Annotated in this window: 20 protein-coding genes and 1 riboswitch; of the genes, 12 read left to right on the top strand and 8 right to left on the bottom strand. The window is 68.0% G+C overall.

Translation table 11 applies throughout. The features are described 5' to 3' along the window. Positions 1 to 4 precede the first annotated feature (4 nt). Positions 5 to 72, bottom strand: a riboswitch (guanidine-III (ykkC-III) riboswitch). A gap of 50 nt (positions 73 to 122) precedes the next feature. Then, positions 123 to 785: a hypothetical protein gene (locus JOE41_RS09170; protein WP_209752148.1), complete on the bottom strand. Its 663-nt coding sequence runs from the start codon at positions 783 to 785 to the stop codon at positions 123 to 125. A gap of 78 nt (positions 786 to 863) precedes the next feature. Next, positions 864 to 2024, bottom strand: a complete 1161-nt coding sequence (locus JOE41_RS09165; RefSeq protein ID WP_245200682.1) for a LacI family DNA-binding transcriptional regulator — start codon at positions 2022 to 2024, stop codon at positions 864 to 866. A 232-nt stretch (positions 2025 to 2256) separates the two neighbouring features. On the opposite strand from JOE41_RS09165, the gene JOE41_RS09160 reads away from it, so the two are divergent. Further along, positions 2257 to 4221, top strand: coding sequence for a glycogen debranching N-terminal domain-containing protein (locus JOE41_RS09160; protein ID WP_209752146.1), 1965 nt, complete (start codon positions 2257 to 2259; stop codon positions 4219 to 4221). A 5-nt stretch (positions 4222 to 4226) separates the two neighbouring features. On the opposite strand, the gene JOE41_RS09155 is transcribed toward JOE41_RS09160, so the two are convergent. Continuing rightward, entirely contained in the window at positions 4227 to 4859 is a 633-nt protein-coding gene (locus tag JOE41_RS09155; RefSeq protein WP_209752145.1) for a HutD family protein, read from the bottom strand. A gap of 122 nt (positions 4860 to 4981) precedes the next feature. Here JOE41_RS09155 and JOE41_RS09150 point away from each other — a divergent pair, with 122 nt between their 5' ends. The 3 genes from JOE41_RS09150 to JOE41_RS09140 all read left to right on the top strand — a co-directional run bounded on the left by JOE41_RS09150 (position 4982) and on the right by JOE41_RS09140 (position 7358). Then, positions 4982 to 5578: a phosphoribosylanthranilate isomerase gene (locus JOE41_RS09150; RefSeq protein WP_209752144.1), complete on the top strand. Its 597-nt coding sequence runs from the start codon at positions 4982 to 4984 to the stop codon at positions 5576 to 5578. Positions 5579 to 5644: 66 nt separating this feature from the next. Then, positions 5645 to 6730 (top strand): LLM class flavin-dependent oxidoreductase, encoded by a 1086-nt coding sequence (locus JOE41_RS09145; protein WP_209752143.1) that lies wholly within the window; start codon positions 5645 to 5647, stop codon positions 6728 to 6730. Between the two features lie 82 nt (positions 6731 to 6812). Continuing rightward, positions 6813 to 7358 carry a YceI family protein gene (locus JOE41_RS09140; protein WP_011693582.1) on the top strand — a complete coding sequence of 182 codons (546 nt, stop codon included), beginning with the start codon at positions 6813 to 6815 and terminating at the stop codon, positions 7356 to 7358. Between the two features lie 63 nt (positions 7359 to 7421). Here JOE41_RS09140 and JOE41_RS09135 read toward each other — a convergent pair whose 3' ends face one another. Then, entirely contained in the window at positions 7422 to 8558 is a 1137-nt protein-coding gene (locus JOE41_RS09135) for a serine hydrolase (RefSeq protein WP_209752142.1), read from the bottom strand. After that, positions 8549 to 9565: a magnesium and cobalt transport protein CorA gene (locus tag JOE41_RS09130; protein WP_011693580.1), complete on the bottom strand. Its 1017-nt coding sequence runs from the start codon at positions 9563 to 9565 to the stop codon at positions 8549 to 8551. Before JOE41_RS09130 ends, JOE41_RS09135 begins: the two co-directional genes overlap by 10 nt. A 238-nt stretch (positions 9566 to 9803) precedes the next feature. On the opposite strand from JOE41_RS09130, the gene JOE41_RS09125 reads away from it, so the two are divergent. Beyond that, complete coding sequence (locus JOE41_RS09125; protein ID WP_011693579.1) at positions 9804 to 11198, top strand: TrkH family potassium uptake protein; 1395 nt, start codon at positions 9804 to 9806, stop codon at positions 11196 to 11198. A gap of 79 nt (positions 11199 to 11277) precedes the next feature. Next, positions 11278 to 11679 (top strand): YccF domain-containing protein, encoded by a 402-nt coding sequence (locus JOE41_RS09120; protein WP_011693578.1) that lies wholly within the window; start codon positions 11278 to 11280, stop codon positions 11677 to 11679. Here JOE41_RS09120 and JOE41_RS09115 read toward each other — a convergent pair. From JOE41_RS09115 to JOE41_RS09105, 3 genes are all read right to left on the bottom strand, one after another. After that, complete coding sequence (locus JOE41_RS09115; RefSeq protein ID WP_209752141.1) at positions 11676 to 12428, bottom strand: 2-phosphosulfolactate phosphatase; 753 nt, start codon at positions 12426 to 12428, stop codon at positions 11676 to 11678. The genes JOE41_RS09120 and JOE41_RS09115 overlap by 4 nt on opposite strands. After that, complete coding sequence (locus tag JOE41_RS09110) at positions 12425 to 13294, bottom strand: DUF4031 domain-containing protein (protein ID WP_209752140.1); 870 nt, start codon at positions 13292 to 13294, stop codon at positions 12425 to 12427. The genes JOE41_RS09115 and JOE41_RS09110 overlap by 4 nt, the downstream gene beginning before the upstream one ends. A gap of 211 nt (positions 13295 to 13505) precedes the next feature. Beyond that, positions 13506 to 14840 carry an FAD-binding oxidoreductase gene (locus tag JOE41_RS09105; protein ID WP_209752139.1) on the bottom strand — a complete coding sequence of 445 codons (1335 nt, stop codon included), beginning with the start codon at positions 14838 to 14840 and terminating at the stop codon, positions 13506 to 13508. A gap of 168 nt (positions 14841 to 15008) precedes the next feature. Here JOE41_RS09105 and JOE41_RS09100 point away from each other — a divergent pair, with 168 nt between their 5' ends. From JOE41_RS09100 to JOE41_RS09075, 6 genes are all read left to right on the top strand, one after another. Then, positions 15009 to 15419, top strand: coding sequence for a molybdopterin-binding protein (locus JOE41_RS09100; protein WP_011693574.1), 411 nt, complete (start codon positions 15009 to 15011; stop codon positions 15417 to 15419). After that, complete coding sequence (gene modA, locus JOE41_RS09095) at positions 15416 to 16228, top strand: molybdate ABC transporter substrate-binding protein (protein ID WP_209752138.1); 813 nt, start codon at positions 15416 to 15418, stop codon at positions 16226 to 16228. The genes JOE41_RS09100 and modA overlap by 4 nt, the downstream gene beginning before the upstream one ends. Positions 16229 to 16230: 2 nt before the next feature. Next, positions 16231 to 17112, top strand: coding sequence for an ABC transporter permease (locus JOE41_RS09090; protein ID WP_011693572.1), 882 nt, complete (start codon positions 16231 to 16233; stop codon positions 17110 to 17112). Further along, positions 17109 to 18185 (top strand): sulfate/molybdate ABC transporter ATP-binding protein, encoded by a 1077-nt coding sequence (locus tag JOE41_RS09085; protein ID WP_209752136.1) that lies wholly within the window; start codon positions 17109 to 17111, stop codon positions 18183 to 18185. Before JOE41_RS09090 ends, JOE41_RS09085 begins: the two co-directional genes overlap by 4 nt. 188 nt (positions 18186 to 18373) lie before the next feature. Then, the gene (gene betT / locus JOE41_RS09080; protein WP_209752135.1) at positions 18374 to 20548 is read left to right on the top strand and encodes a choline BCCT transporter BetT; all 2175 of its coding nucleotides are present in this window, start codon (positions 18374 to 18376) and stop codon (positions 20546 to 20548) included. After that, a complete protein-coding gene (locus JOE41_RS09075) occupies positions 20545 to 22068 on the top strand; it encodes an aldehyde dehydrogenase family protein (RefSeq protein ID WP_209752134.1) in 1524 nt (507 codons plus the stop codon). Before betT ends, JOE41_RS09075 begins: the two co-directional genes overlap by 4 nt. Positions 22069 to 22072: the final 4 nt, after the last annotated feature.

Raw genomic sequence — 22072 nt, 5'->3', positions numbered from 1 at the left:
ATCCTTTGGCCAGTCTTGTCGCGTGCCGGGTACTGAACCGTCGTCCGGAGGCTCCGGAAGGGGAAGCCTTGGTCCCAGCGTAGCAACGCCCGAAGCCGGGCGGCCACCGTTGGTGGCCAAGCTCACCGGGGCTGCTTGGGCAGGGGTGGGGACCGGTGCGGGATCGACGCGGCGAGGGCAAGCAACACGATGAACGATGCGGCCAGCACCGCAAACCAGGCGACGCGCGGTTCGGTGATGGCGAGCCTGGGGCCGGCGATCCCGGGCCCCGTCAGGGCGAGTGCCACGGCGAGGGCAGCGCTGACGAGTCCGCAGGCAAGCCTTGCCCAGAGCGGCCCGCGGCGGGAGAGGGCGTAGCCGCCGCCGATCCCCGTCAGTGAGACGGCGATGGCGCCTCCGCCGAGGCTCTCGGTGAGAAGGCCGGCAATCGCGCCCGGCATGAACAGGGGAGCGACGGCGAACGCGAGGGGCGCAAGGGCGAGCCAGCGCCAGCCCCGCCGGCCGCCTGCCCGCCGCAGTGCTTCCGCCCAGCCCAGTAGCCCGCCGGCAACTGCCCCGGGCAGGAGGATCGCGCCGAAGGTTCCCCACCAGGTGAAGGTGGACTCCGGGCCCACCAGCTCCACCATGTAGCTGCGGAATCCTGCGGCCCAGGCAATCCCGCAGGTTATGCCGATCGCTACGAACGGCACCGTTGAATGGAGGGGCGCGGTCCGGGGGACGGGCGCGGCTTGATGGGCGGCGGGCCGGGCGTCGCCCGCGGTTGATGCAGATTCCTTGTCGCTCATGCCCGGCTCCAGAAGTTCAGCCAGTAGCTGGGGACATTAGGGCACTGATGCGGAAACATCAAGGCCCCTCGCTTGGTCTTAGCTGCTACCGGGTGCCGCCAGCGGCAGCGGAATCCGTTCCACCACCCGCGGTGCAAGGAGGAGCTGCCTTTCCGGCGGGGCGGGAGCTGCAGTGAGGGCCCCGCCGGCGGTTCGGCCGGTGCCCGAACCGGCAAGAGATCCGCTTCCCGCCAACTCGTAAGCCAGCACGCGGATGATGTGGCGCGCCGCCTCCTCCACGGGCTGGGCGACGCTGGAGAGACCCAGTGCCGCAGCCACGGGAGTGTTGTCGAAGCCCACGACGGCGGTCCGGCCGCTGGGGCCGTCCGGCCCGGCACCCGGCCGGGCGCCCCTGCCGGCAGCCTGCCCGGAAGAGGACCCGCCACGCCGTGATTCCCGGAGTTTCTCCATGGCTCCCAGCGCCAGGGAGTCGCTGGAACAGACCATGGCCGTGGCGCCCCTAGATGCCAGCAGGCCCGCTCCGGACGCGCCGCCGGCAACGGTGTCCTCCGCTTCCGCGCTGAGTCCCGGCACATCCTGGCCCCGCCCTGCCGCGGTCATGGCGCGCTCCCAGCCCCGGCGGCGGTCCGCACCCACCGGATCGCCCGTGAACCAGCCCAGGAATCCGATCCGCGAGTGGCCCTGCGCCAGCAGCATCTGCACGGCCGCTTCCGTTCCGGCTGCCCCGTCCACATCCACCCAGGGGTGGTCCGCCGCTGCGGGGTGCCCGGCGGCATCCCAGGGCCGGCCGAAAACGGCGAAAGGCGTGCCGCGTTCCTGCAGCCACCGGGTCCGGGGGTCGTCGGGGGTGCTGGAGGTCAGGATGAATCCGTCCAGACCGGCAACGTCCAGAAGTTGCCCGTATTGTCGTATTTCGTCCCGGTCCGAGTCGGCGCAGAAGAGCGTGAGCCGGTAGCCGGCCGACTGGGACGCTTCCGTGAGCGCATGCAGGAAGCGGTCCAGGACGGCACCGTTGATGCCGTTCGTGGCGGGAAGGAGCCGCATGCCGAGGTTCATGGAACGCCGGGTCCGCAGTTGGCGGGCCGCGGCGCTGGGCCGGTAGCCGGCCGCGGCGATGGCGGCCTGGACGCGTTCCCGGGTGGCGGGCCTGACCTTGTGCGGGGCGTTCAGCACATTCGAGATGGTCTGCCGCGACACGGCAAGTTCGCCAGCCAGGCTGGCGAGGGTGGGCCGGGGCAAGCGGGTCTCCTTAGGACGCGGGTACTGAGTGGCTAAATGCGGCCGGTGGCCGGTGGCCGGCGGGCGTCCCGGCGTTGCCGCGCCACGGCGGACTTTTCCTTCCCACACTAACGTGTGAGACGATTTAACCGCACAAATTTGATCGATCAAATTCGTGCGGCCAGGTTCACGCCCGGTAATGCGGACGCCAGCCTCCGCCCCCGAAACCCAGCAGCACAGGAGTTGTTTCACCGTGGCCTCTGAACAGCCATACCTGCACAATCTCTCGGGCGTTTTCAGCGCTCCCATCCAGGCCTGGTCCGACGCCCATGGGCAGGTCCGGCATATCGGCGCGCAGGGTATTTACTGCGGTGATGACCGTGTGCTCAACACCGCAGTCGTCACGGTGGACGGGCGGGAGCCTGAATGGGTGTCCACCCAGCTGCGTTCCTCCAAGGAAACCGACTACATCTATTTTGTGCGCGCGGACGCCGAAGTGGCGGACCCTTTGCTCTCCCTGGTGCGTACGCGTTCGGCCCAATCCGGCCGTATCCGTCCCGGCGCGGACACCGAGAGCCTCACCGGTTGCTCCGGCCGGGTGGCTGAGACGCTGCGTCTTGAGTCGGCCATGCGGGAGCCGGTGTCGCTGACGGTCCGGCTGACCCTTGGCGCGGACAACACCACGATGGAAGACATCAAGCAGGGCGCGCGTGGCGGCGCCCCGGTGGAGCCGCAGGGGACCACCTGGTCCTGGCGGGACCAGGACACCACCCTGGCGCTGACGGCGGGCAACGGAACCGTCGGCGTCAATGGCAACACGGTGACCATCGACTGGGCCGTGCAGGTGTTTCCCGGGGTGCCAGTGGAGCTGGCCTGGGCAGTGGACCTGACGGACGAGGACTCCCCGATGCTCGCCGCGGACGGGGAACCCATCGTGGCTCCGGCCTCAAACGACCCGCGGCTCAGCAGGCTCCTGGAACGGTCCGTCAGCGACCTCAACAGCCTGCGCCTGGCGCACTACTCGCATCCGCGTGACACGTTCCTGGCGGCCGGTGCCCCGTGGTTCTTCACCATGTTCGGGCGCGACTCCATCATCGCGGCGCGCATGCTGCTGCCCATCAACACGGCCATCGCCGGCGGAACCCTCCGTGCGCTCGCCGGCCGGCAGGGCACCGAGACGGACCACACCACGGCCGTCCAGCCCGGCAAGATCCTGCACGAGGTCCGCAGGACCGTCCTGACCATGGCCGAGAGCGGTCAGGCCCTGCGCCTGCCGCCGGTGTACTACGGAACCATTGACGCCACGCCGCTGTGGATCTGCCTCCTGCACGACGCCTGGAAAGCCGGCATGCCGGATGCCGAGGTGGAGGAACTCCTGCCCAACCTCCAGGACGCCCTCGAATGGCTCCGGGACCATGGCGACCTGGATGGGGACGGCTTCCTGGAATACCTCGACGCCTCCGGCCAGGGCCTGGTGAACCAGGGCTGGAAGGACTCCGGCGACGCCATCCGCTGGCACGACGGCTCACTGGCGAAGGGGCCCATCGCGCTCGCAGAGGTCCAGGCCTATGCTTACGAGGCCGCCGTGGTGGGTGCGGAAATCCTGGACGCCTTCGGACGTCCCGGGGCGCAGGAATGGCGCGACTACGCGGCAGGCATGGCCGAGCGCTTCCGGGCGCAGTTCTGGTGCGAGGACGAACTGGGTCCCTACCCGGCGCTCGCCCTTGATGCCGACAAGCGCCCGGTGGACGGCGTGACCTCCAACATGGGGCACTTACTCGGCACCGGAATCCTCAATGAGGAGGAACAGCGGATCGTCGTGCGCCGCGTCATGGACCCCACCATGTTCTCCGGCTACGGCGTCCGGACGCTGTCCACCACCAATGGCGGCTACTGGCCCACCCGGTACCACGCGGGCGCCGTCTGGAGCCACGACACGGCCCTGATCATCAGCGGCATGCTGGCGGACGGATACCCGGATGAAGCTGCGCAGCTCGCCGCCGGGCTGTTGCACGTGGCCGAAGCCAACGACTGGCGGCTGCCGGAGCTCTTTGGCGGCCACGGCTCGGACACCATGCGCACCCCCGTGCCGTTCCCCGCGAGCTGCCGCCCGCAGGCCTGGGCCTCGGCCAGCTCGGTGGTGATCGCCGCTGCGCTTACCCCGAACGGGCGGCCGGCAGCGCGGGAGGACCTGCAGGCGTCGGCCGCCAGCCTGTAGCCGGGCTAGGCGGTAACGCGGTCTATCGACACGACTGCAAGGAAGCCCCGGCCCAGGATTTCCGGCGTATTGGAGTCGGAACCGACGACGGCGTCATAGCGGCCCAGCGTCTCCGGCTCGCCTGATGCCCGGGCTGCTTCTGGTGCTTCGCCGTCGCCCGGGGTGTCCCCGACGCCGGCGATGCCGGGGGTGACAGTGGCCTGGCCCTGCAGCAGGATGCCCAGCTGGCCTTCGAAGACGGGGTGGGCGCGCTTCTTGGAGAGCTCGATGATGGACGTGTACCCCTTGAACGCCCCGTTACGGGTAATCACATTGAGGTCGCGGATGTCGCCCGTGGGCAGTGCGCTGGCGGTGTCGGCGTCGCCGGAGAACCGGAACGGCCGGTACTTCTCCAGCGGGTGTTCGGTGCCGTCTACCGTCAGCAGGAGGAGTTCGCCTTCGATCACCGTGAGCACTCGGTCCATGCCAGGAAAAGAAGAGAACGCGCCGGCCTTGGACACCTCGGCGATGCTCACCCGCCAGTCCCACGCGCCGTCCTGGGCGGAGGCGGCCTTCGGATGGCTGGCCAGTTCGCGGGTGACACCGCCTTTGTTGCGCCACGGTTCGGCCCTGAGTTCGGCATAGCGGATGATCTCCATCGGACCAGCCTAGCGGCCTGACGCCGGGCCGGGCCCGCAGCGGCGCCGGTGAAGAGGTGTCGGTGAGCGCTTCGCAGGCTTGCTAACGTCAGGTGGAGGAAACACGGCAGGAGGAGCCAGGGATGTTCGTCAAGGTGTGCGGGCTGAGTACGCCCGAGTCGGTCCGGGAAGCGGCCGGCGCCGGTGCGGACGCCGTCGGCTTTGTCCTGACCAGGAGTCCGCGCGAGGTCACTCCCGCCCGGGCGCGGGAGCTTCTTGCCGACGTTCCGGCCGGCACCCCGGCCGTGGGCGTATTCCGCCACGAGGCCGTGGCGGACGCCATCGCCGTCGCCCGCGACGCCGGCCTGGACTGGATCCAGCTCCATGGGGACCGCACCCCGCAGGACGTCAAGGCAGCGCACGACGCCGGCATGAAGGTGATCAGGGCCGTCACCATGGGTGCCTCCCCGGAAGCATTCGGCAGCTGGGGCGAGGAACTGCTGCTGATCGACGCCGCTGTTCCGGGCTCCGGCGAGGCCTGGGACTACGCCTCGGTGCAGGCAAAAGGGCTGGCCGGCCGGAACTGGCTGCTGGCAGGGGGCCTCGACCCCGCTAACGTCGCCCGGGCCGCGAAGGAAGCCGGTGCGTGGGGAGTGGATGTCTCCTCCGGCGTCGAAAGTTCCCGCGGGGTGAAGGACCTGGCGAAGATCCGGGCGTTCGTGCTGGCGGCGAAGGCTTAGCGCCGTCCCGACGGAGTACACGGCCTCAGCCGGAATGGATAGCGCACGGTTCTTGTTGCCGCAGTCATGAAGCGCATCGGATTTCTTTCCTTCGGCCACTGGGGCAACGTTGAGGGGTCCCGTACCCGCACGGCCCGGGATGCGCTGCTGCAGGGTATCGACCTCGCCGTGGCAGCTGAGGAACTGGGGATCGACGGCGCATTCTTCCGGGTGCACCACTTTGCCCGGCAACAGGCGTCCCCGTTCCCGCTCCTGGCCGCCATCGCCGCGCGCACCAGCAGGATCGAAATGGGCACCGGCGTCATCGACATGCGGTACGAGAACCCGCTGTACATGGCCGAGGAAGCCTCCGCCACTGACCTGATCAGCGGCGGGAGGCTGCAGCTGGGTGTCAGCCGCGGTTCGCCCGAACCGGCCCGGGACGGAGCCGCGGTGTTCGGTCATGTTCCGGCCGACGGCGAGAGCCCGGCAGACATGGCACGCCGGCACACCGCGGTGTTCCGCCACGCCATCACCGGCGCCGGGGTGGCCGAAGGGGATCCGCGCTACGGCGGCGGACCCGGCAAGCTCCCGGTCCAGCCGAACTCGCCCGATCTTGCCCGCCGGATCTGGTGGGGTGCCGGATCCCGCGCCACCGCGGTGTGGACCGCGGAGCAGGGGATGAACCTGATGAGCTCCACGCTGCTGACCGAAGACACAGGCGTGCCCTTCGACGAGCTGCAGGCGGAGCAGATCAGCATGTTCCGTGCCGCCTGGGCCGGCGCAGGCCACCAGCACACGCCGCGGGTTTCGGTCAGCCGCAGCGTGCTGCCGATCGTGGACGAGGAGGACCGCCGGTACTTCGGGCTCAGCGCCCTACGGGAAAAGCGGGACCAGGTGGGCATCATCGACGGGCTCGTGGCAAGGTTCGGGAAGAGCTACGTGGGCGAGCCTGAGGCGATCGCCGGGGAACTTGCGGCAGACGCCGCGGTGCAGGCTGCCGACACGTTGCTCCTCACCGTCCCCAACCAGCTGGGCGTGGACTTCAACGCCAAACTCCTCGGCACTGTTGCCCGCCACATCGCCCCCGCCATCGGCTGGCAACCCAAGTGGTCCCCGGCCGCGGCTCTGCCTGCGGCGGGGGCGTCCGGTGCCGAGGCTAGCCGCGGCTGAGGGTGTTCGCTAGCATTCAGCTGGGGAGCACCCCGAAGAACCCGGCGGCCACGCCCGCCACCCGAGTCAAAGGAGACCCGTTGTGACTCTGCCCCAAGGTATTACCCCCGGCATCTGGACACTCGACATGTCCCACAGCGAAATCGGGTTCACGGTCCGCCATGCCGGCATCAGCAAGGTCCGCGGCCGCTTCACCGACGCCTCGGCCGAAGCGCACGTGGGCACGTCCCTGGCTGCGTCCAGCCTGCACGCCACCGTCAAGACGGCAAGCTTCGACTCCGGCGATGCCAACCGTGATGCCCATGTGCGCGGGGCGGACTTCTTCGACGTCGAGCAGTTCCCCGAGATGACTTTCCGGGCCACCGGCATCGAAGGCGACGGCGAGGACTACACCGTCACCGGTGACCTCACCATCCGCGGCATCACCAAGCCCGTGGAACTCGAGGTGGAATTCACCGGCGTGGCTGTCGATCCGTTCGGTGCCACCAGGGCGGGATTCAGCGCCGAGGCCGAAATCAGCCGCAAGGAGTTCGGGCTGACGTGGAACGCGGCCCTCGAAGCCGGCGGGCTGCTGGTCAGTGACAAGGTCAAGATCAACGTGGAGGCGGCCCTGGTCAAGCAGAGCTAGACCGGAATCCCGTGGCCGTCCGGCGCAAGCCGGGCGGCCGCGGCGGCCCAGGTCCGGACCGGCTCAGGTCCAAGGTATGCGGAGGACCAAGGAAAACAGGGTGGCGTAGTCGTAGCTCGTGGAACTGTTGGACATGAGCACGACTGCCCTGCCCCGTTCCGGGTAAAGGCGCATGATGTTCCAAAACCCCAGCCCCGTGCCGAAGTGCTCCACGTAGGATCCGTGCGGCCCGTGGGAGTGTTTCCGGAACCAGCCTGCGGAGTGGTCAAACCCCTTTCCCCGGACCTGGATTTCGCGCATTGCCCGGGCCGTGGAGTCCTGCAGGATGCGGTTCCCGCCCGGGCCGCCGGCAGCCCCGGACACCGTGGTTCCGGATGCCGTGGTTCGGGAAGCCGGGACCAGGCCGTCGTTGAGGTGCAGCCGCGCAAACTCGGCCGCGTCCAGCACGGTTCCCACCAGGCCCCCGTAGCCTGCGCCGTCAACCAGGAACGGGTTCAGCGAAGAATAGTCGCCGTGCCGTGGCCCCAGCGTTCCGGGCGGGAGGATCCGTGCCAGCGCCGGTGCGAGCGGGCGGGGGAGCCGAACATAACCGGTGGCCGCCTGACGCCCTGGCGGATACGAAAAACCGGTTGAATCCATTCCCAGCCGGGTGAGGATCTCGCGTTGGACATAGCTAGTGAACGGCTCGCCGGAGACCTGGCCGATGATCTGCGCCGCCACAAGGTAGCCGACGTTGGAATAGTGTCCTGTGCCTCCCACCCGGTAGCGGAACGGCCTGCGCCGGGCCATCAGTTGCCGCAGCATCCGTTCCTGGTCCGGCCCCGGCGTGTCCGCCGGGTGAATCCACCTCACGGGCAGCGGATTGCCCAACCCCGCCGAATGGCTGAGCAGTTGCCATACGGTGGGCTGGACCGGGCCGGGGGCGCGCAGCCAGGGCAGGTACTCGTGGACTGGTGCGTGCAGGTCCAGGCGACCCTCATCGGACAGCCGGTGGGCGGCAGTGGCTGTCACCGGTTTCGTCATCGAAAACCACGGATACGCCGTGCCCGCAGTTGCCGGCGTCAGTGATGACACATCCGCATACCCTGTCCCGCCCGAATACAGCACGCGGTCCCGCGATACGACCGCCAGGGACATCCCCGGAACGCGGGCCCTGCCTGCTACATCAGCCAGGGCCGCCCCGAGCGCCGTCAGATCCATTTGTTGTGCCGGAAGGCTGCATACAGGATCACGCCCATGACCGCCATCAGGCCCAGCGCCATGGGGTAGCCAAAGACCCAGTCCAACTCGGGCATGGTGCGGAAATTCATCCCGTAAATGGTGCCCACCAGGGTTGGAGCGAAGAGGATGGCAGCCCACGAGGAGATTCGTTTGACCTGCTCGCTCTGCGCGAAGCTGGATTCCGTGAGGCGCCTCATCTCATCGTTCTGCCGCTGTGCCACCAGCGCCGCGTTGACCGTGAGCGCGTTCTGTAGCAGGGCCCTGAAGGAAGCGGTCCGCTCGCCAAGGCGCAGGACGTGGTCCAGGACGTCGCGCAGGTGGTCCTGCAGTTCGGGGCCGGGCCGATGCTCGGGTGTGCCGGTGAGCAGGGCCTGCAGGATTCCCGCCAGGGGACTGGTGCCGCGCTGGAACATAATGACCTGGCGGGAAAGTTCGTATATCCGGCGTGACACGTCGGGGTCGCCGCCGAAGAGGTCATCCTCGATTTCGTCAATGTCGTTTTCCAGCCCGGCGGCCACCGGCTCATATTCATCCACCACCTGGTCCAGGATGGCGTACAGCACGGCGTCCGGCCCCAGTGCCAGGAACTCGGGCTGCGATTCCATCCTGCGGCGGACCCGGGCAAGGTCCGGTGACTCGGCGTGGCGGACGGTGACCACAAAGTCTGTGCCCACGAAGACGTGGATTTCGCCGAACTCGACCTTTTCGACGTCGTCGAGATAGCGCGCCGGGCGAAGCACCAGGAACAGGGTTTCGCCGTAGTGCTCAAGTTTGGCCCGCTGGTGCCCGGTCAGGGCGTCCTCCACCGCGAGGTGGCTGAGTTCGAACTCGTCCGCCACGGAACGCAGTTCCTGCGAGTCCGGCCGGTACAGCCCGATCCAGGCCATCCCCTCACGCTGCCGCAGCAGGAAGTACGTCTCCTCAAGTCCTTCCGGGTCGGTGGTCCGGCGGCCATTTACATAGACGGCATTGTCAACAATGGTCACGCTGCGCCTCCTTCTGCGGACCGTCCCTTGCTGTGACGTTAGCCCTTCGCCGGGACGCTGCCAACAGTATGCGCCCGGGCCGGCGTGACGCCGTGACGGGGCAGCGTAAGGATTTCGTAAAGACCGGGTTAAGCCGGAACCGGGCGGTGCTACGCTCCGTGATGCGTCGAACAACAGGCACGTTATAGAGGCACGGCGCCTGAAGCACTTTGCATGCCCGCCGATGAGAGGATTTCCAATGGCGGCACAGCTGAGCGGGTCGGCAAAAGCGGGCACAGACATCCGGCCCGGCGACAGCCGCATCAGGCGCCTGCTACTGCACCCGGTCAGGTCGGTGCCGGTGGCATTTCTTGCCGTGATCATGCTGGGAGCCGGGCTGCTCCTGCTTCCCGCCTCGCATTACCCCACGGATTCCGACACCGCTATGCCCGCCCTGTTCACCTCGGTTTCCGCCGTCTGCGTGACAGGGCTGATAACTGTGGACACCGCCACGTTCTGGACGCCCTTTGGCCAGGCGGTCATCCTCGGGCTGATCCAGGTGGGCGGCTTCGGCATCATGACGCTGGCAACCCTGCTCGCACTGCTGGTCCGCAAGAACCTCGGCCTCCGCGGGCAGCTCGTGGCGCAGTCCGAAACGCACACCCTGAACTTCGGCGATGTGCGGTCGGTGCTGGTTCGGGTCGCCAAAATCATGGCAGCCATCGAGGGCAGCACGGCGGCGGTCCTGACGCTCCGCTTCTGGTTCGCGTATGACGCCAACCCGGCCACGGCACTGTGGCACGGCATCTTCCACGCGGTATCCGCCTTTAACAACGCAGGCTTTTCGCTCTACAGCGACAACCTCGTCGGGCTCGCTGAAGACCCGTGGATCATCATCCCGATCTGCGCGGCAGTGGTGGCCGGCGGCCTGGGCTTCCCGGTCATCATCGCCTTGATGGGAGGCGGGTTCCGGTTCAAGGAGTGGACGGTCCATGTGCGGCTTACCGTCTACGGCACCCTCATGCTGCTCGCCGCCGGCTTCGTGCTCTTCGCCGCCTTCGAATGGAACCGGCCCGAAACCCTGGGGTCGCTCAGCACCGGCGGAAAGTTCCTCGGGGCGCTGGCCGGCAGTGTGTTTCCGCGCACGGCCGGCTTCAACAGCATCGATTACGGGGCCGCCACGCCGGAAACCCTAATGGTCACCAACATCCTCATGTTTATCGGCGGCGGGAGCGCCGGGACCGCGGGCGGTATCAAGATCACCACCTTCCTGATCCTGGGATTCGCCATTTGGAACGAGGTGCGGGGCCGTGAGCAGGTCACCATCGCCCACCGGTCCATCAGTTCCTCGGCACAGCGCCAGGCGCTTTCGGTTGCCTTGCTGGGGGTTGCCGCGGTCATCGCGGGAACGCTCCTGCTCCTGATGTTCACCGACTACAGCCTCGAAAAGGTGCTCTTCGAATCCATTTCCGCCTTCGCCACAGTGGGCGTGAGCACCGGCATCACCTACCACCTGCCGGCCAGCGCGGAGTGGGTCCTGATGGCGCTGATGTTCATCGGCCGGATCGGGACCATTACCGTTGCCTCTGCCCTGGCCCTGTCTGCGCATCCGCGGCTCTACCACCTGCCCGAAGAGCGGCCGATCATCGGCTGACGCTGCGGACCCGGGATTCAGGGCCCGTTCAGGGCAGTCCCCTACTCCCGATCACTCGCCCGCGGTGGACAATGGCTGTATGAAGACATTGCTCAACATCATTTGGCTGGTCTGCGGCGGACTCTGGCTGGCGCTCGGGTACTTCTTCGCGGGGATCATCTGCTGCCTGCTCATTGTGACCATCCCCTGGGGCATCGCGTCCTTCCGGATTGCGTCCTACACGCTGTGGCCCTTCGGCCGCATGGTGGTGGACAAGCCGGGCGGCAACGGCGTGTTCTCGCTGCTGGGCAACGTGATCTGGCTGGTGGTTGCAGGCATCTGGATCGCCATCGGCCACGTGGTGACCGCGTTCGCCATGGCCATCACGATCATCGGGATCCCGCTGGCGATCGCCAACCTGAAGCTCATCCCGGTTTCGCTGATGCCGCTCGGCAAGCAGATTGTGCCCTCCGACCGGCCCTTCGTCACCAGCTACCGCTAAGCCCGGCGGAACGCGCCGCCGTCGAGAAGCGCGACGGCGGCGCTCCCGTTGAGTTCAGCAGCGATCTCCACGTCCTCCTGGTAGCCGCCGAAAACGAGCTCCCGTCCGCTGGAGGATTCCAGCAGCGTGCCACCAAGGCGTGGCTCCGCAGCGGTGAACGCGTCCATCGCCCCCTGCGCCTCCGGGGAGAACCAGTTCCGGCGGTGCTCTGGCAGCGCGGCCAGGAAGGCCCCCGCTCCCAACTCGTCCTCCAGCGCGGGCCGGAGTCCGCCGTCGGGCCATTTTTCGCCGGCCGCGATGACGGCGATCACCGCTGCGGGCGGAAGGTTCCGGGCCGCCCACTCGGCGGTGGCGCGGGCGTTGCGGAGGCACACCGCGGCCACCCGCGGTACGGTACCCGCCAGGGAGTGGGCCAGGGCGGAGCCGTTGGGCGAGGGAAGCACCACCCTGTCCAGAGCCGGCGCGGAGCGCAGGCTGGCAGGGGAGAGGCTCACCCCGCTCCCGCCGCGCCTGTCGGCGAGAACCGCGTCCTGCTCCGCGGCGAAATCAGCGGCGGTGCCGTCTTTCCAGCGATAGGGGAACACGTCGGCGCCGCGGTCCACGGCGACGCTCACACAGGTGGTGAAACACAGGACATCCACCACCACGGCCAGTTCGGCTCCCGGCGCTACGGCTATGGCGCCGTTGTGGCCCCACTCGAAGCGGACGGTAAACGGCAGTTGCCGGTGCGCGGCCTGAACCTCGCTCACGCGAGCTCGCCCGCCAGGTTTCGCCGGGCGGAGTCAAGCCAGAGCTCACGGCCGCGGGCCGTGTTGAACAGCGGGTCCAGATCCAGCAGGTGGCGCACGACGGCGGCGCGTCCCGCCGCGAAGTCGGCGTCGCCGATGTGCGCGAAGTCTTCCCGGACGGCGCTGAGGTAGCGGCCGTACGCCTTGGGTTCGCCGCCGAGAACCGACAGGTCCGCGTCGCACAGGAGGGCGCCGTCGTCGTCTCCCGGCACCGGGCGGTGGTCCGCAGTGAGACGGACCAGCCGCCCCACCTCGTACGCCTCATCCTCGGTAAGTCCGGCGTGCAGGAGCCTGTCCTCGGCCAGCCGCGCCGATTCCTCCTCGTCCTGTCCGGCGATCCCGCGGTAGACGGCGTCGTGGAACCAGGCGGCGAGAACCACGGTGCGTGGCGGGTCAGCCGGTTCAGTGAGCAGGTCCAGGGCCTCCAGGACGGACAGCAGGTGGGTGCGGCCGTGGTACTTCCGGTGTTCCTCGCCCCAGCGGTCCAGCAGGTCCAGGAACAGGGCGTCGTGGCCGGGCAGCACGGCGTTCCAGCGGTTCAGGAGCGGCACCTTGAGGGCCTTGCCACGCTGGCGGGCGGGGATGCGGAGTCCGCAGGCAATCAGCTTGCGGACCAGGATCCTGGCCTCCACGGGGATGGCACCGGCCTCCACCAGGGAGTCGTACCTGGCCTCGGAGACGTCGTAGTGGTCGCCGTCGAACGCGCGCTCCGGAATGCCGGCGGCCTCCGCGAAGCGGTGCAGCTCATCGAGGGAGGTGTCCGAGATCAGGTGCGAAAAGTGGGTTCCGTGGGCTGGCCAGAGCGGCGGATCCAGGTAGACGGCCATGGGGGAAATTCTAGTGCCGAGGGTGGGACACCTGCTTCAGCGCGGCAGAGTCCCGTGTTTCAGCCTCCCGACGGACCGGCGCCGCCAACCTCGCACGCACCCACATCGCCAACAGCCTCACGGCCTCAGTGACCGGAGCCCTTGAGGAACGCGAAAACGTCCAGCCGGGAACCCTGGAGAAAACCGCCTAATACCCGGCAGCCGGCACGCCCTACTCCGGGGCGGGCGGAATGTTCTGGTTGCCGCGGAACACGTTGTCCGGGTCGAAGTCGCGTTTCACCCGGGACAGCCGGTCGAAGTTCTCATTCCCGAAGGCCGCGCGTACGCGCGCCTGGCCTTCGTCGCCGATGAAGTTCAGCCACACCCCGCCGGTGGCATACGGCGCGATGTCGTGGCGGAAATGCTTCACCCACGCCCTGGCTTCCTCGCCCTCCTCCGGTGTTTCACCCAGCCCGAACGGGTGGCTGACCCAGCTGGCGTTGCGGTTCAGCAGCGGTGTGGCTGCCGCGGCCGGTCCGCCCACCGCACCTCCCCAGTGTGCGATCAGCTGCTGTGAGTGCTGGCCGGGCAGCCTACGCGCAGAATCGATGATGACGTCCAGGGCGTCGTCGGAAAGCTCATTGTGGTAGTCGGCGCTCCAGTAGTTGTACATGCCCGGGGGATCGTCCAGCGAGCACTGGAAGTCGGCGTAATTGGTGTCTCCCAGAAGATCCACCGCCGGGTCGAGCGCGCGGTACGGCTTGGCCCTCTCCGCGCCTTCGCCGGCGTCCCCGGCATAGATGTACACCACGGCAACAGCCATCTTTCCCACCATCTCCGCGGGAACAAACGGCTCAGGCGGGGCTGTCAGATAGATGAGGGTGGCACATTCCTCGTTGGGTGCCGCCAGGGCAAGTTCCCGGAAGCCGCGGCTGACGTCGGTGGCTGCATCCCCCGGCCAGAGCATAATGCCGGCATGGACCTTCGGGCCCAGTTCGTGGAGCCCGAACGTGAAGGACGTGGCCACGCCGAAGTTGCCGCCGCCGCCGTGCAAGGCCCAGAACAGTTCCGGGTTCTCCCGTGCGCTGGCGGTCACCTGGTCGCCGCCGGCAGTAACCAGGTCCACCGAGACCAGGTCGTCGCAGGCAAAGCCGAAGGCCCGCTCCAGCCAGCCGGAGCCGCCGCCCAGCGTGAAGCCGGCGAGCCCGGTGGTGGAGACGCGGCCGCCCGTCAGGGCCAGGCCGTGCTCCTGTGTTGCGCGGTCGAACTCACCGCAGGTGAGGCCCGCTCCGGCGGTGACCGTGCGGCTTTCCGGATCCACCCTGACCGATTTCATGGGGCGGACGTCCACCACCAGGCCGCCGTCGTTCATGGACATCCCGGCCACGGAGTGGCCGCCCGCGCGGACGGCCACGGGCAGTTCGTTGTCGCGCGCGTGCTGGAGGGCCCGGGCAACGTCGGCGGGGGTGCCGCATTGGGCAATGACGGCCGGCCGCCGGTCGATCATTGCGTTGAAAAGCTTCCGGGATTCGTCATAGTCCGGACTGTCAGGCTTGATCCATTTCATGGCAACGCTCCTCGGCGCTGGCGGCTTCGCCCCCAGGAAAAATCGTACTGCGGCCGGTATCGGCGGGCTACGGCTGAGATTTGCGGTAGAGTGCTCACCGAGGCACGGGACCGGATATGCGGATGAATAATGCTTTCATAACCGCATATGAGGTAATAGGCTGGACAAATGCCCACCATACGCATTGCGGAAGCAGCCCGGTTCCTCGGTGTCAGCGACGATACCGTCCGGCGCTGGACCGAGAACGGAAGCCTCACCCCGGTGAAGGACGAATCCGGCCGCCTGGCCGTGGACGGGTTCGAGCTGGCATCCCTGGCCCGCGAGCAGGCGCAGCTGCCGGATGACCCCACCCGGGTGGGCAGTTCCGCACGGAACCGTTTCGTCGGCCTGGTCACGGGAATCACCGCAGACAAGGTCATGGCCCAGGTGGAACTGCAGTGCGGGCCATTCCGCGTCGTGTCCCTGATGAGCAGCGAAGCTGTCCGCGAGCTCGGCCTGGAGCTCGGTTCCGTGGCCACGGCCGTGGTCAAGGCCACCACCGTGATCATTGAAACGCCGCAGGGAAAGAGCATCGTGTGAACACCAGGAAACCGCGCGTTGCAGCACTGCTGACAGCGGCGGCGCTCACCGCAGGCCTTGCCGCTTGCGCTCCGTCAGCGTCGACGTCGGCCGGCCCTGCGGCCGGCGCATCCTCGGACACGGCCGGGCAGCTTTCCGGGACCATCACCGTTTTTGCGGCAGCTTCGCTCAAAGCCACCTTCACAACGCTCGCGGACGAGTTTGAGAAGAAGAACCCGGGCACCAAGGTGACACTCAGCTTCGCCGGTTCCTCGGACCTGGCCACGCAGATCAGCCAGGGTGCGCCCGCTGACGTGTTTGCCTCCGCAGACACCACGAACATGGCCAAGCTCGCCGACGCGGGACTCCTCGACGGCGCGGCGACGAACTTCGCCACCAATGTCCTGCAGATAGCGGTCCCGCCGTCCAACCCGGCGTCGATCGGTTCCTTCGCGGACCTGGCCAGGCCCGGCGTCAAAGTGGTGGTCTGCGCGGGCCAGGTCCCGTGCGGTGCCGCGGCGGACGCCGTTGAAAAGGCTGCCGGCGTCACGATTGCCCCGGTCAGTGAAGAATCATCCGTCACCGACGTCCTGGGCAAAGTGACGTCGGGTGAGGCCGATGCCGGCCTGGTGTACGTCACCGACGTCAAGGCCGCCGGCACCAAGGCGAAGGGAATCCCGTTCGCGGAAGCCGGCAAGGCCGTCAACACCTATCCCATCGCCACCGTAGGCGCCAGCAGGAACAAGCAACTGGCCGCAGCGTTCGTCGCCATGGTGGCCAGCGCCGACGGCAGGAAGACCCTCGCCGACGCGGGCTTCGGGGCTCCCTAAGGATGGACCGAGCCAACGTGAGCGGTTACCACGGCATCCCGCGCTGGATCTATGCCATCGCAGCGGCAGGCGGACTGTTCGTTCTCCTGCCGCTGGCCGCGATGGCTGCCAGGGTCAACTGGCCCCAGTTCATCCCGCTGGTCACGTCCGAATCCTCCCTGACGGCCCTTGCGCTCAGCCTGCGGACCTCGGCCGCGAGCACCGTCTTGTGCATCGTTTTCGGCGTTCCGCTTGCCCTGGTGCTGGCCCGCTCGAGCTTCCGGGGCCAGCGGCTGCTGCGCGCCTTCGTGCTGCTGCCACTGGTGCTGCCGCCGGTGGTGGGCGGCATCGCGCTCCTGTACACCTTCGGCCGCCAGGGCCTGCTGGGGCGCAGCCTTGAGGCTGCCGGGATCCAAATTGCGTTTTCGACGACGGCGGTGGTGCTCGCGCAGACCTTCGTGGCGTTGCCGTTCCTGGTGGTGAGTTTGGAAGGCGCACTGCGCACGGCCGGCGGACGATACGAGGCTGTGGCGGCCACACTCGGTGCCCGCCCCACCACCGTGCTGCGCCGCGTCACCGTGCCGCTGGTGTTGCCCGGCCTGGCGTCCGGCGCCGTGTTGTCCTTCGCCCGGAGCCTGGGCGAATTCGGTGCGACGCTCACCTTCGCCGGGAGCCTGCAGGGGGTGACGCGGACGCTGCCGCTGGAAATCTACCTGCAGCGGGAGACGGACGCCGATGCCGCCGTCGCGCTTTCGCTCGTCCTGGTGGCTGTCGCCGTGACAGTGGTGGGACTGACTTACCGGCGCCCGGCTCAGCAGAGCCAACGCAGTTCGCCGGCAGACAGCACCGCCGGCAGGCTGGACACCGGCCGGCCGGACGATGGAAGTCTGGGCGGTGCCCGGTGAGCTTCCACCTGCAGGCAACCGTGCGTGCCCGCGGATTCGACGTCGGACTGAGCCTCGCGCCGGGCGAAACCGTTGCGGTTCTCGGCCCCAACGGGGCCGGGAAATCGACCCTCCTCAACATCATCGCCGGGCTGCTGCGGCCGGATGCCGGCCGCGCCGAAATCGACGGCAAAGTGCTGTTCAACCTCGACGGCGGCGCCACCGCCTGGACTGCACCGCACCACCGCGGCACGGCCCTGCTCGCGCAGGAACCACTGCTGTTCCCGCACCTCAGCGCCTTGGAAAACGTGGCCTTCGGGCCCCGCAGCGCCGGGACGGCAAGGAAAGCGGCGCGGGAGTCGGCCCGGAAATGGCTGGCCGCGGTGGATGCGGCGGACCTCGAAGCCCGCCGCCCCGCCGAGCTCTCCGGCGGCCAGGCCCAGCGCGTGGCCGTCGCGCGGGCGCTCGCGGCCAACCCCGAAGTACTGCTGCTGGACGAGCCCATGGCCGCCCTGGACATCCACGCCGCGCCGCTGCTCCGCAGGCTCCTGAAAAAGGTCCTGGCCGGGCGCCGCGCCATCATCATCACCCACGACGTCCTGGACGCCCTGATGCTGGCCGACCGGGTGATCGTGCTCGAAGGGGGCAGGATCGCCGAGGAAGGGCCCACCCGGCAGGTCCTGCAGCGGCCCCGGAGCCGGTTCGCCGCCGGGCTGGCCGGGCTCAACCTCATTTCCGGGACCCTTACCGCCACAGGGCTCCGGACCGCGGAGGGCATGGAGGTGGCCGGTCACCGGGACGAGGAAGCCCTCCCGGACGATGCCTGGCCCGCCGGTCCCGCCGGTCAGCCCGGCGTGGCGGCCTTCCCGCCGTCGGCCGTTTCCGTGTTCCTGACGGACGCGCACGGCAGTCCGCGGAACTCGTTCGCCGTCGCTGTCACCGACCTGGAGCAGCACGGCGACCAGATCCGGGTGCGGGCCGACGGGATGTCGGCCGATATCACTCCGGCCGCCTCCGCAGACCTGGGACTGGCACCGGGAATGACCGTCTACTTCGTGATCAAGGCGGCAGCGGTAGCCGTCTACCCGGCGTAGCAAACTCCCACAAACGGCCGCAAACGGCACCAAACGCGTGAGTAGTCTCATAAAACTTGGGGGTCCGCCGGACCGCGTTGGTACCGTCGAAAGCCAAGCCAGACTCAATACGACCCCTGGCCCCCGCCTCCGTGCGCCACAGCGCGGCCGGGAGACCCGGCGTCTGGACCGCAGCCTCAAAAACTGAAATGGGACCAATGAGCCACAACTCCTCAGCGCGCCCCGGCGCAGCGCCGGCCGCTGGCGCACCCTCACCACCAAACCAGTCACCGTCGCAGGACGCCGCGCCGGAACGCACCACGCGGGTCAACAAGACCGTCTTTTTCGGCTCGGCTGCGGGCGTGGTGGGCATCGCGCTCTGGGCCATGCTCGCCAAGGACAACGCCGAGGCCGTCATCGGGTCCATGGTGGGCTGGGTGTCCACCAACATGGGCTGGTACTACTTCCTGATTGTCACGGCCGTGGTGGTTTTCGTCATCGTGGCCGCGCTGTCACGGGTGGGCAAGACCAAGCTCGGACCGGACCATTCCAAGCCCCAGTTCGGCATGTTCACCTGGGCCGCCATGCTGTTCGCCGCCGGCATCGGGATCGACCTGATGTTCTTCTCCGTGTCCGAACCGGTCAGCCAGTACCTTGCCCCGCCGCAGGGCGAAGGAGGTACCGCTGAGGCCGCCCGGCAGGCCCTGGTCTGGACCCTGTTCCACTACGGCATCACCGGCTGGGCGCTCTACGCGCTGATGGGGTTGGCGCTGGGCTACTTCGCCTACCGCCACAATCTTCCGCTAAGCATCCGCTCCGCGCTGTACCCGATCTTCGGCAAGAAGATCGAGGGCCCGCTGGGGCATGCCGTGGACATCGCCGCCCTGCTCGGCACCATCTTCGGTATCGCCACTTCGCTGGGCATCGGCGTGGTCCAGCTCAACTACGGCCTGAACTTCATGTTCGGCATCCCGGAGAACCTCGCCGTCCAGATCGGCCTGATCGCCCTGTCCGTGGTGATGGCCACTGTCTCGGTGGTGTCCGGCGTCGAGAAGGGCATCCGGCGGCTGTCCGAACTGAACGTGATCCTGGCCGTGGCCCTGATGCTGTTCGTGCTGGTGACCGGCAAGACCAGCTTCCTGCTGGACGGCATCGTGCAGAACGTCGGCGACGTCATGAGCCGCTTCCCGGCCATGACCCTGGACACCTTCGCGTACGACCGGCCCACCGACTGGCTGAATGCCTGGACCCTGTTCTTCTGGGCCTGGTGGATCGCCTGGGCGCCGTTCGTCGGCCTGTTCCTGGCCCGCATCTCCCGCGGCCGCACCATCCGCCAGTTCGTGCTCGGCACCATGACCGTCCCGTTCCTCTTCATCCTGCTGTGGATTTCCGTGTTCGGGAATTCCAGCATCGACCTGATCATGAACGGCAACGCGGCCTTCGGCGAAGCCGCGATGAGCCACCCGGAGCGCGGCTTCTACAGCCTGCTGTCCCAGTACCCCGGCGTTCCGGTGACGGCCGCCGTCGCCACCTTCACGGGACTGCTGTTCTACGTGACCTCCGCCGACTCCGGAGCCCTGGTGATGGCCAACTTCACCTCGCACCTCAAGGACGCGGACGCCGACGGTCCGGAATGGATGCGCGTGTTCTGGGCGGTGGCAACCGGCCTGTTGACGCTCGCCATGCTGATGGTGGGCGGCGTGGCCACCCTGCAGAACGCCACAATTGTCATGGGCCTGCCGCTGTCCCTGCTCCTGGTTTTCATCATGCTGGGGCTGTACAAGGCGCTGCGGGTGGAGAACTCGCTCAACGACAGCTACCGCGCCAGCCTGCCGGGCATCATCACCGGCCGTGCGGGCGAACAGCGCGGCGGCCGCAGCTGGCGCCAGCGCCTCACCCGGGCCATGAGCTATCCCGGCCGCCGGCAGACCACGCGGTTCGTCGAAACCGTGGCCGTGCCGGCGCTCCGGGAGGTCAGCGAGGAACTGAAGGCCCAGGGCGCCGAGACCGTGCTTTCGGTGTCCACGGTGGAGTCCTGCGGGATCGACAGTGCGGACCTGCAGCTCGCCATGGGCGAGGAGCGGCCGTTCAAATACCAGATCTACCCGGTGCAGTACGAGACGCCGTCCTACGCCACCCGGCGGGCGGACCCGGACGACCACTACTACCGGATGGAAGTGTTCTCCCTCGAGGGCAGCCACGGCTACGACCTCATGGGCTACACGAAGGAACAGGTCATCACCGATGTCCTGGACCACTACGAACAGCACCTGGAATTCCTGCACCTGAACCGTGCAGCGCCGGGCAACACCGTCCTGGTCGAAGACCAGGTGGCTAAAGACAATTGGGAATCAGACTTCGAAACGCAGGAGGCAGCGAAATGACCACCGCAACGCTATTCATCGGCGGCACCTGGAGTGCAGCGTCCGACGGCGGCACCCGTGAGATCCGCTGTCCGGCCGACGGCGAACTGGCCGGCGTCGTCTCCGAGGCCAACGCCTACGACGCTGTCCGCGCCGTGGCAGCCGCCAGGGCGGCGTTCGACGGCGGCGAATGGGCAGGTGTCCCGGCCTTGGAACGCGGGTCCTTCCTGCTGCGCGTCGCGGCGAGGTTGCGGGAGCGCAAGGACGAGTTTGCCCGCGCCGAAACGCTGGACACCGGCAAGCGCCTGGTGGAGAGCGAAATCGACATGGACGACATCGCCAACTGCTTCGAGTACTTCGGCAAAATCGCGGGCCAGGACTCCGGACGGCTGGTCGACGCGGGCAGCAGCACCGTGGTCAGCCGGATCGAATACGAACCCGTAGGCGTCTGTGCGCTGATCGCCCCCTGGAACTACCCGCTGCTGCAGGCCGCCTGGAAGATCGCCCCGGCGCTCGCGGCAGGCTGCAGCTTCGTGCTCAAGCCGAGCGAACTGACGCCCCACACCGCCATCCTGATGATGCAGGTCCTGGAAGAACTGGGACTGCCGTCCGGGGTCGCCAACCTTGTTCTGGGCGACGGGAAAACCGTGGGTTCAGTGCTTTCCGGAAACCCGGATGTTGACCTCGTCTCCTTCACGGGCGGGCTCGAAACCGGCAAGACCATCGCAGCTTCGGCCGCCGCCACGGTCAAGAAGGTGGCGCTGGAGCTGGGCGGCAAGAACCCCAACATCATCTTCGCTGACGCCGACTTCGACGCCGCCTTGGACAACGCGCTCAACGCCGCCTTCGTGCACTCCGGCCAGGTCTGCTCCGCCGGCTCGCGCCTGATTGTCGAGGAATCCATTGCCGAACGGTTCGTGGACGAGCTGGTCCGCCGTGCGGAGCAGATCCGCCTGGGCGGCCCCTTCGATCCCGACGCCGAGACAGGGCCGCTGATCTCCGCAGCCCACCGCGACAAGGTGACCGCCTACGTGGACAAGGGCGTCGCCGAGGGTGCACGCCTGCGCTGCGGCGGTACGTGGGGCGACGGCGAGCTCAAAAAGGGCTACTACTACCTGCCCACCGTCCTGGACCAGGTCACCAGCGGCATGTCCGTGCTGAAGGATGAGGCTTTCGGTCCGGTGGTCACCGTGGAAACCTTCAGCACCGAAGAAGAAGCCGTGCGGCTGGGCAATGACACCCACTACGGCCTGGCCGGCGCCGTCTGGAGCCAGAATGCCGGCAAGAGCCAACGCGTGGCCCGCAAGCTGCGCCACGGCACCATCTGGATCAACGATTTCCACCCCTACCTGCCGCAGGCGGAATGGGGCGGCTTCGGCCAGTCCGGCGTCGGGCGCGAACTCGGACCCACGGGCCTGGCTGAATACCAGGAAGCCAAGCACGTCTATCACAACATCGATCCGCAGGTGACGGGCTGGTTCGCGGACCCTGGCACAGCCGGGAACACAGCCGGCAACACAGTCACCGCAGAGGGGAACTAAGCGC

Source organism: Arthrobacter sp. PvP103 (assembly GCF_017833075.1).
Lineage (GTDB): Bacteria > Actinomycetota > Actinomycetes > Actinomycetales > Micrococcaceae > Arthrobacter.
Note: the sequence above shows the minus strand (reverse complement) of the source record. Positions and strands in the feature narration are given on the sequence as shown.

What these genes read in the sequence shown, in the direction of transcription:
- JOE41_RS09170 (WP_209752148.1), bottom strand. Translation starts at nt 785, where the DNA reads ATGAGCGACAAGGAATCTGCATCAACCGCGGGCGACGCCCGGCCCGCC.
- JOE41_RS09155 (WP_209752145.1), bottom strand. Translation starts at nt 4,859, where the DNA reads ATGGAGATCATCCGCTATGCCGAACTCAGGGCCGAACCGTGGCGCAAC.
- JOE41_RS09150 (WP_209752144.1), top strand. Translation starts at nt 4,982, where the DNA reads ATGTTCGTCAAGGTGTGCGGGCTGAGTACGCCCGAGTCGGTCCGGGAA.
- JOE41_RS09145 (WP_209752143.1), top strand. Translation starts at nt 5,645, where the DNA reads ATGAAGCGCATCGGATTTCTTTCCTTCGGCCACTGGGGCAACGTTGAG.
- JOE41_RS09135 (WP_209752142.1), bottom strand. Translation starts at nt 8,558, where the DNA reads ATGGATCTGACGGCGCTCGGGGCGGCCCTGGCTGATGTAGCAGGCAGG.
- JOE41_RS09125 (WP_011693579.1), top strand. Translation starts at nt 9,804, where the DNA reads ATGGCGGCACAGCTGAGCGGGTCGGCAAAAGCGGGCACAGACATCCGG.
- JOE41_RS09120 (WP_011693578.1), top strand. Translation starts at nt 11,278, where the DNA reads ATGAAGACATTGCTCAACATCATTTGGCTGGTCTGCGGCGGACTCTGG.
- JOE41_RS09110 (WP_209752140.1), bottom strand. Translation starts at nt 13,294, where the DNA reads ATGGCCGTCTACCTGGATCCGCCGCTCTGGCCAGCCCACGGAACCCAC.
- JOE41_RS09105 (WP_209752139.1), bottom strand. Translation starts at nt 14,840, where the DNA reads ATGAAATGGATCAAGCCTGACAGTCCGGACTATGACGAATCCCGGAAG.
- JOE41_RS09100 (WP_011693574.1), top strand. Translation starts at nt 15,009, where the DNA reads ATGCCCACCATACGCATTGCGGAAGCAGCCCGGTTCCTCGGTGTCAGC.
- JOE41_RS09090 (WP_011693572.1), top strand. Translation starts at nt 16,231, where the DNA reads ATGGACCGAGCCAACGTGAGCGGTTACCACGGCATCCCGCGCTGGATC.
- betT (WP_209752135.1), top strand. Translation starts at nt 18,374, where the DNA reads ATGGGACCAATGAGCCACAACTCCTCAGCGCGCCCCGGCGCAGCGCCG.
- JOE41_RS09075 (WP_209752134.1), top strand. Translation starts at nt 20,545, where the DNA reads ATGACCACCGCAACGCTATTCATCGGCGGCACCTGGAGTGCAGCGTCC.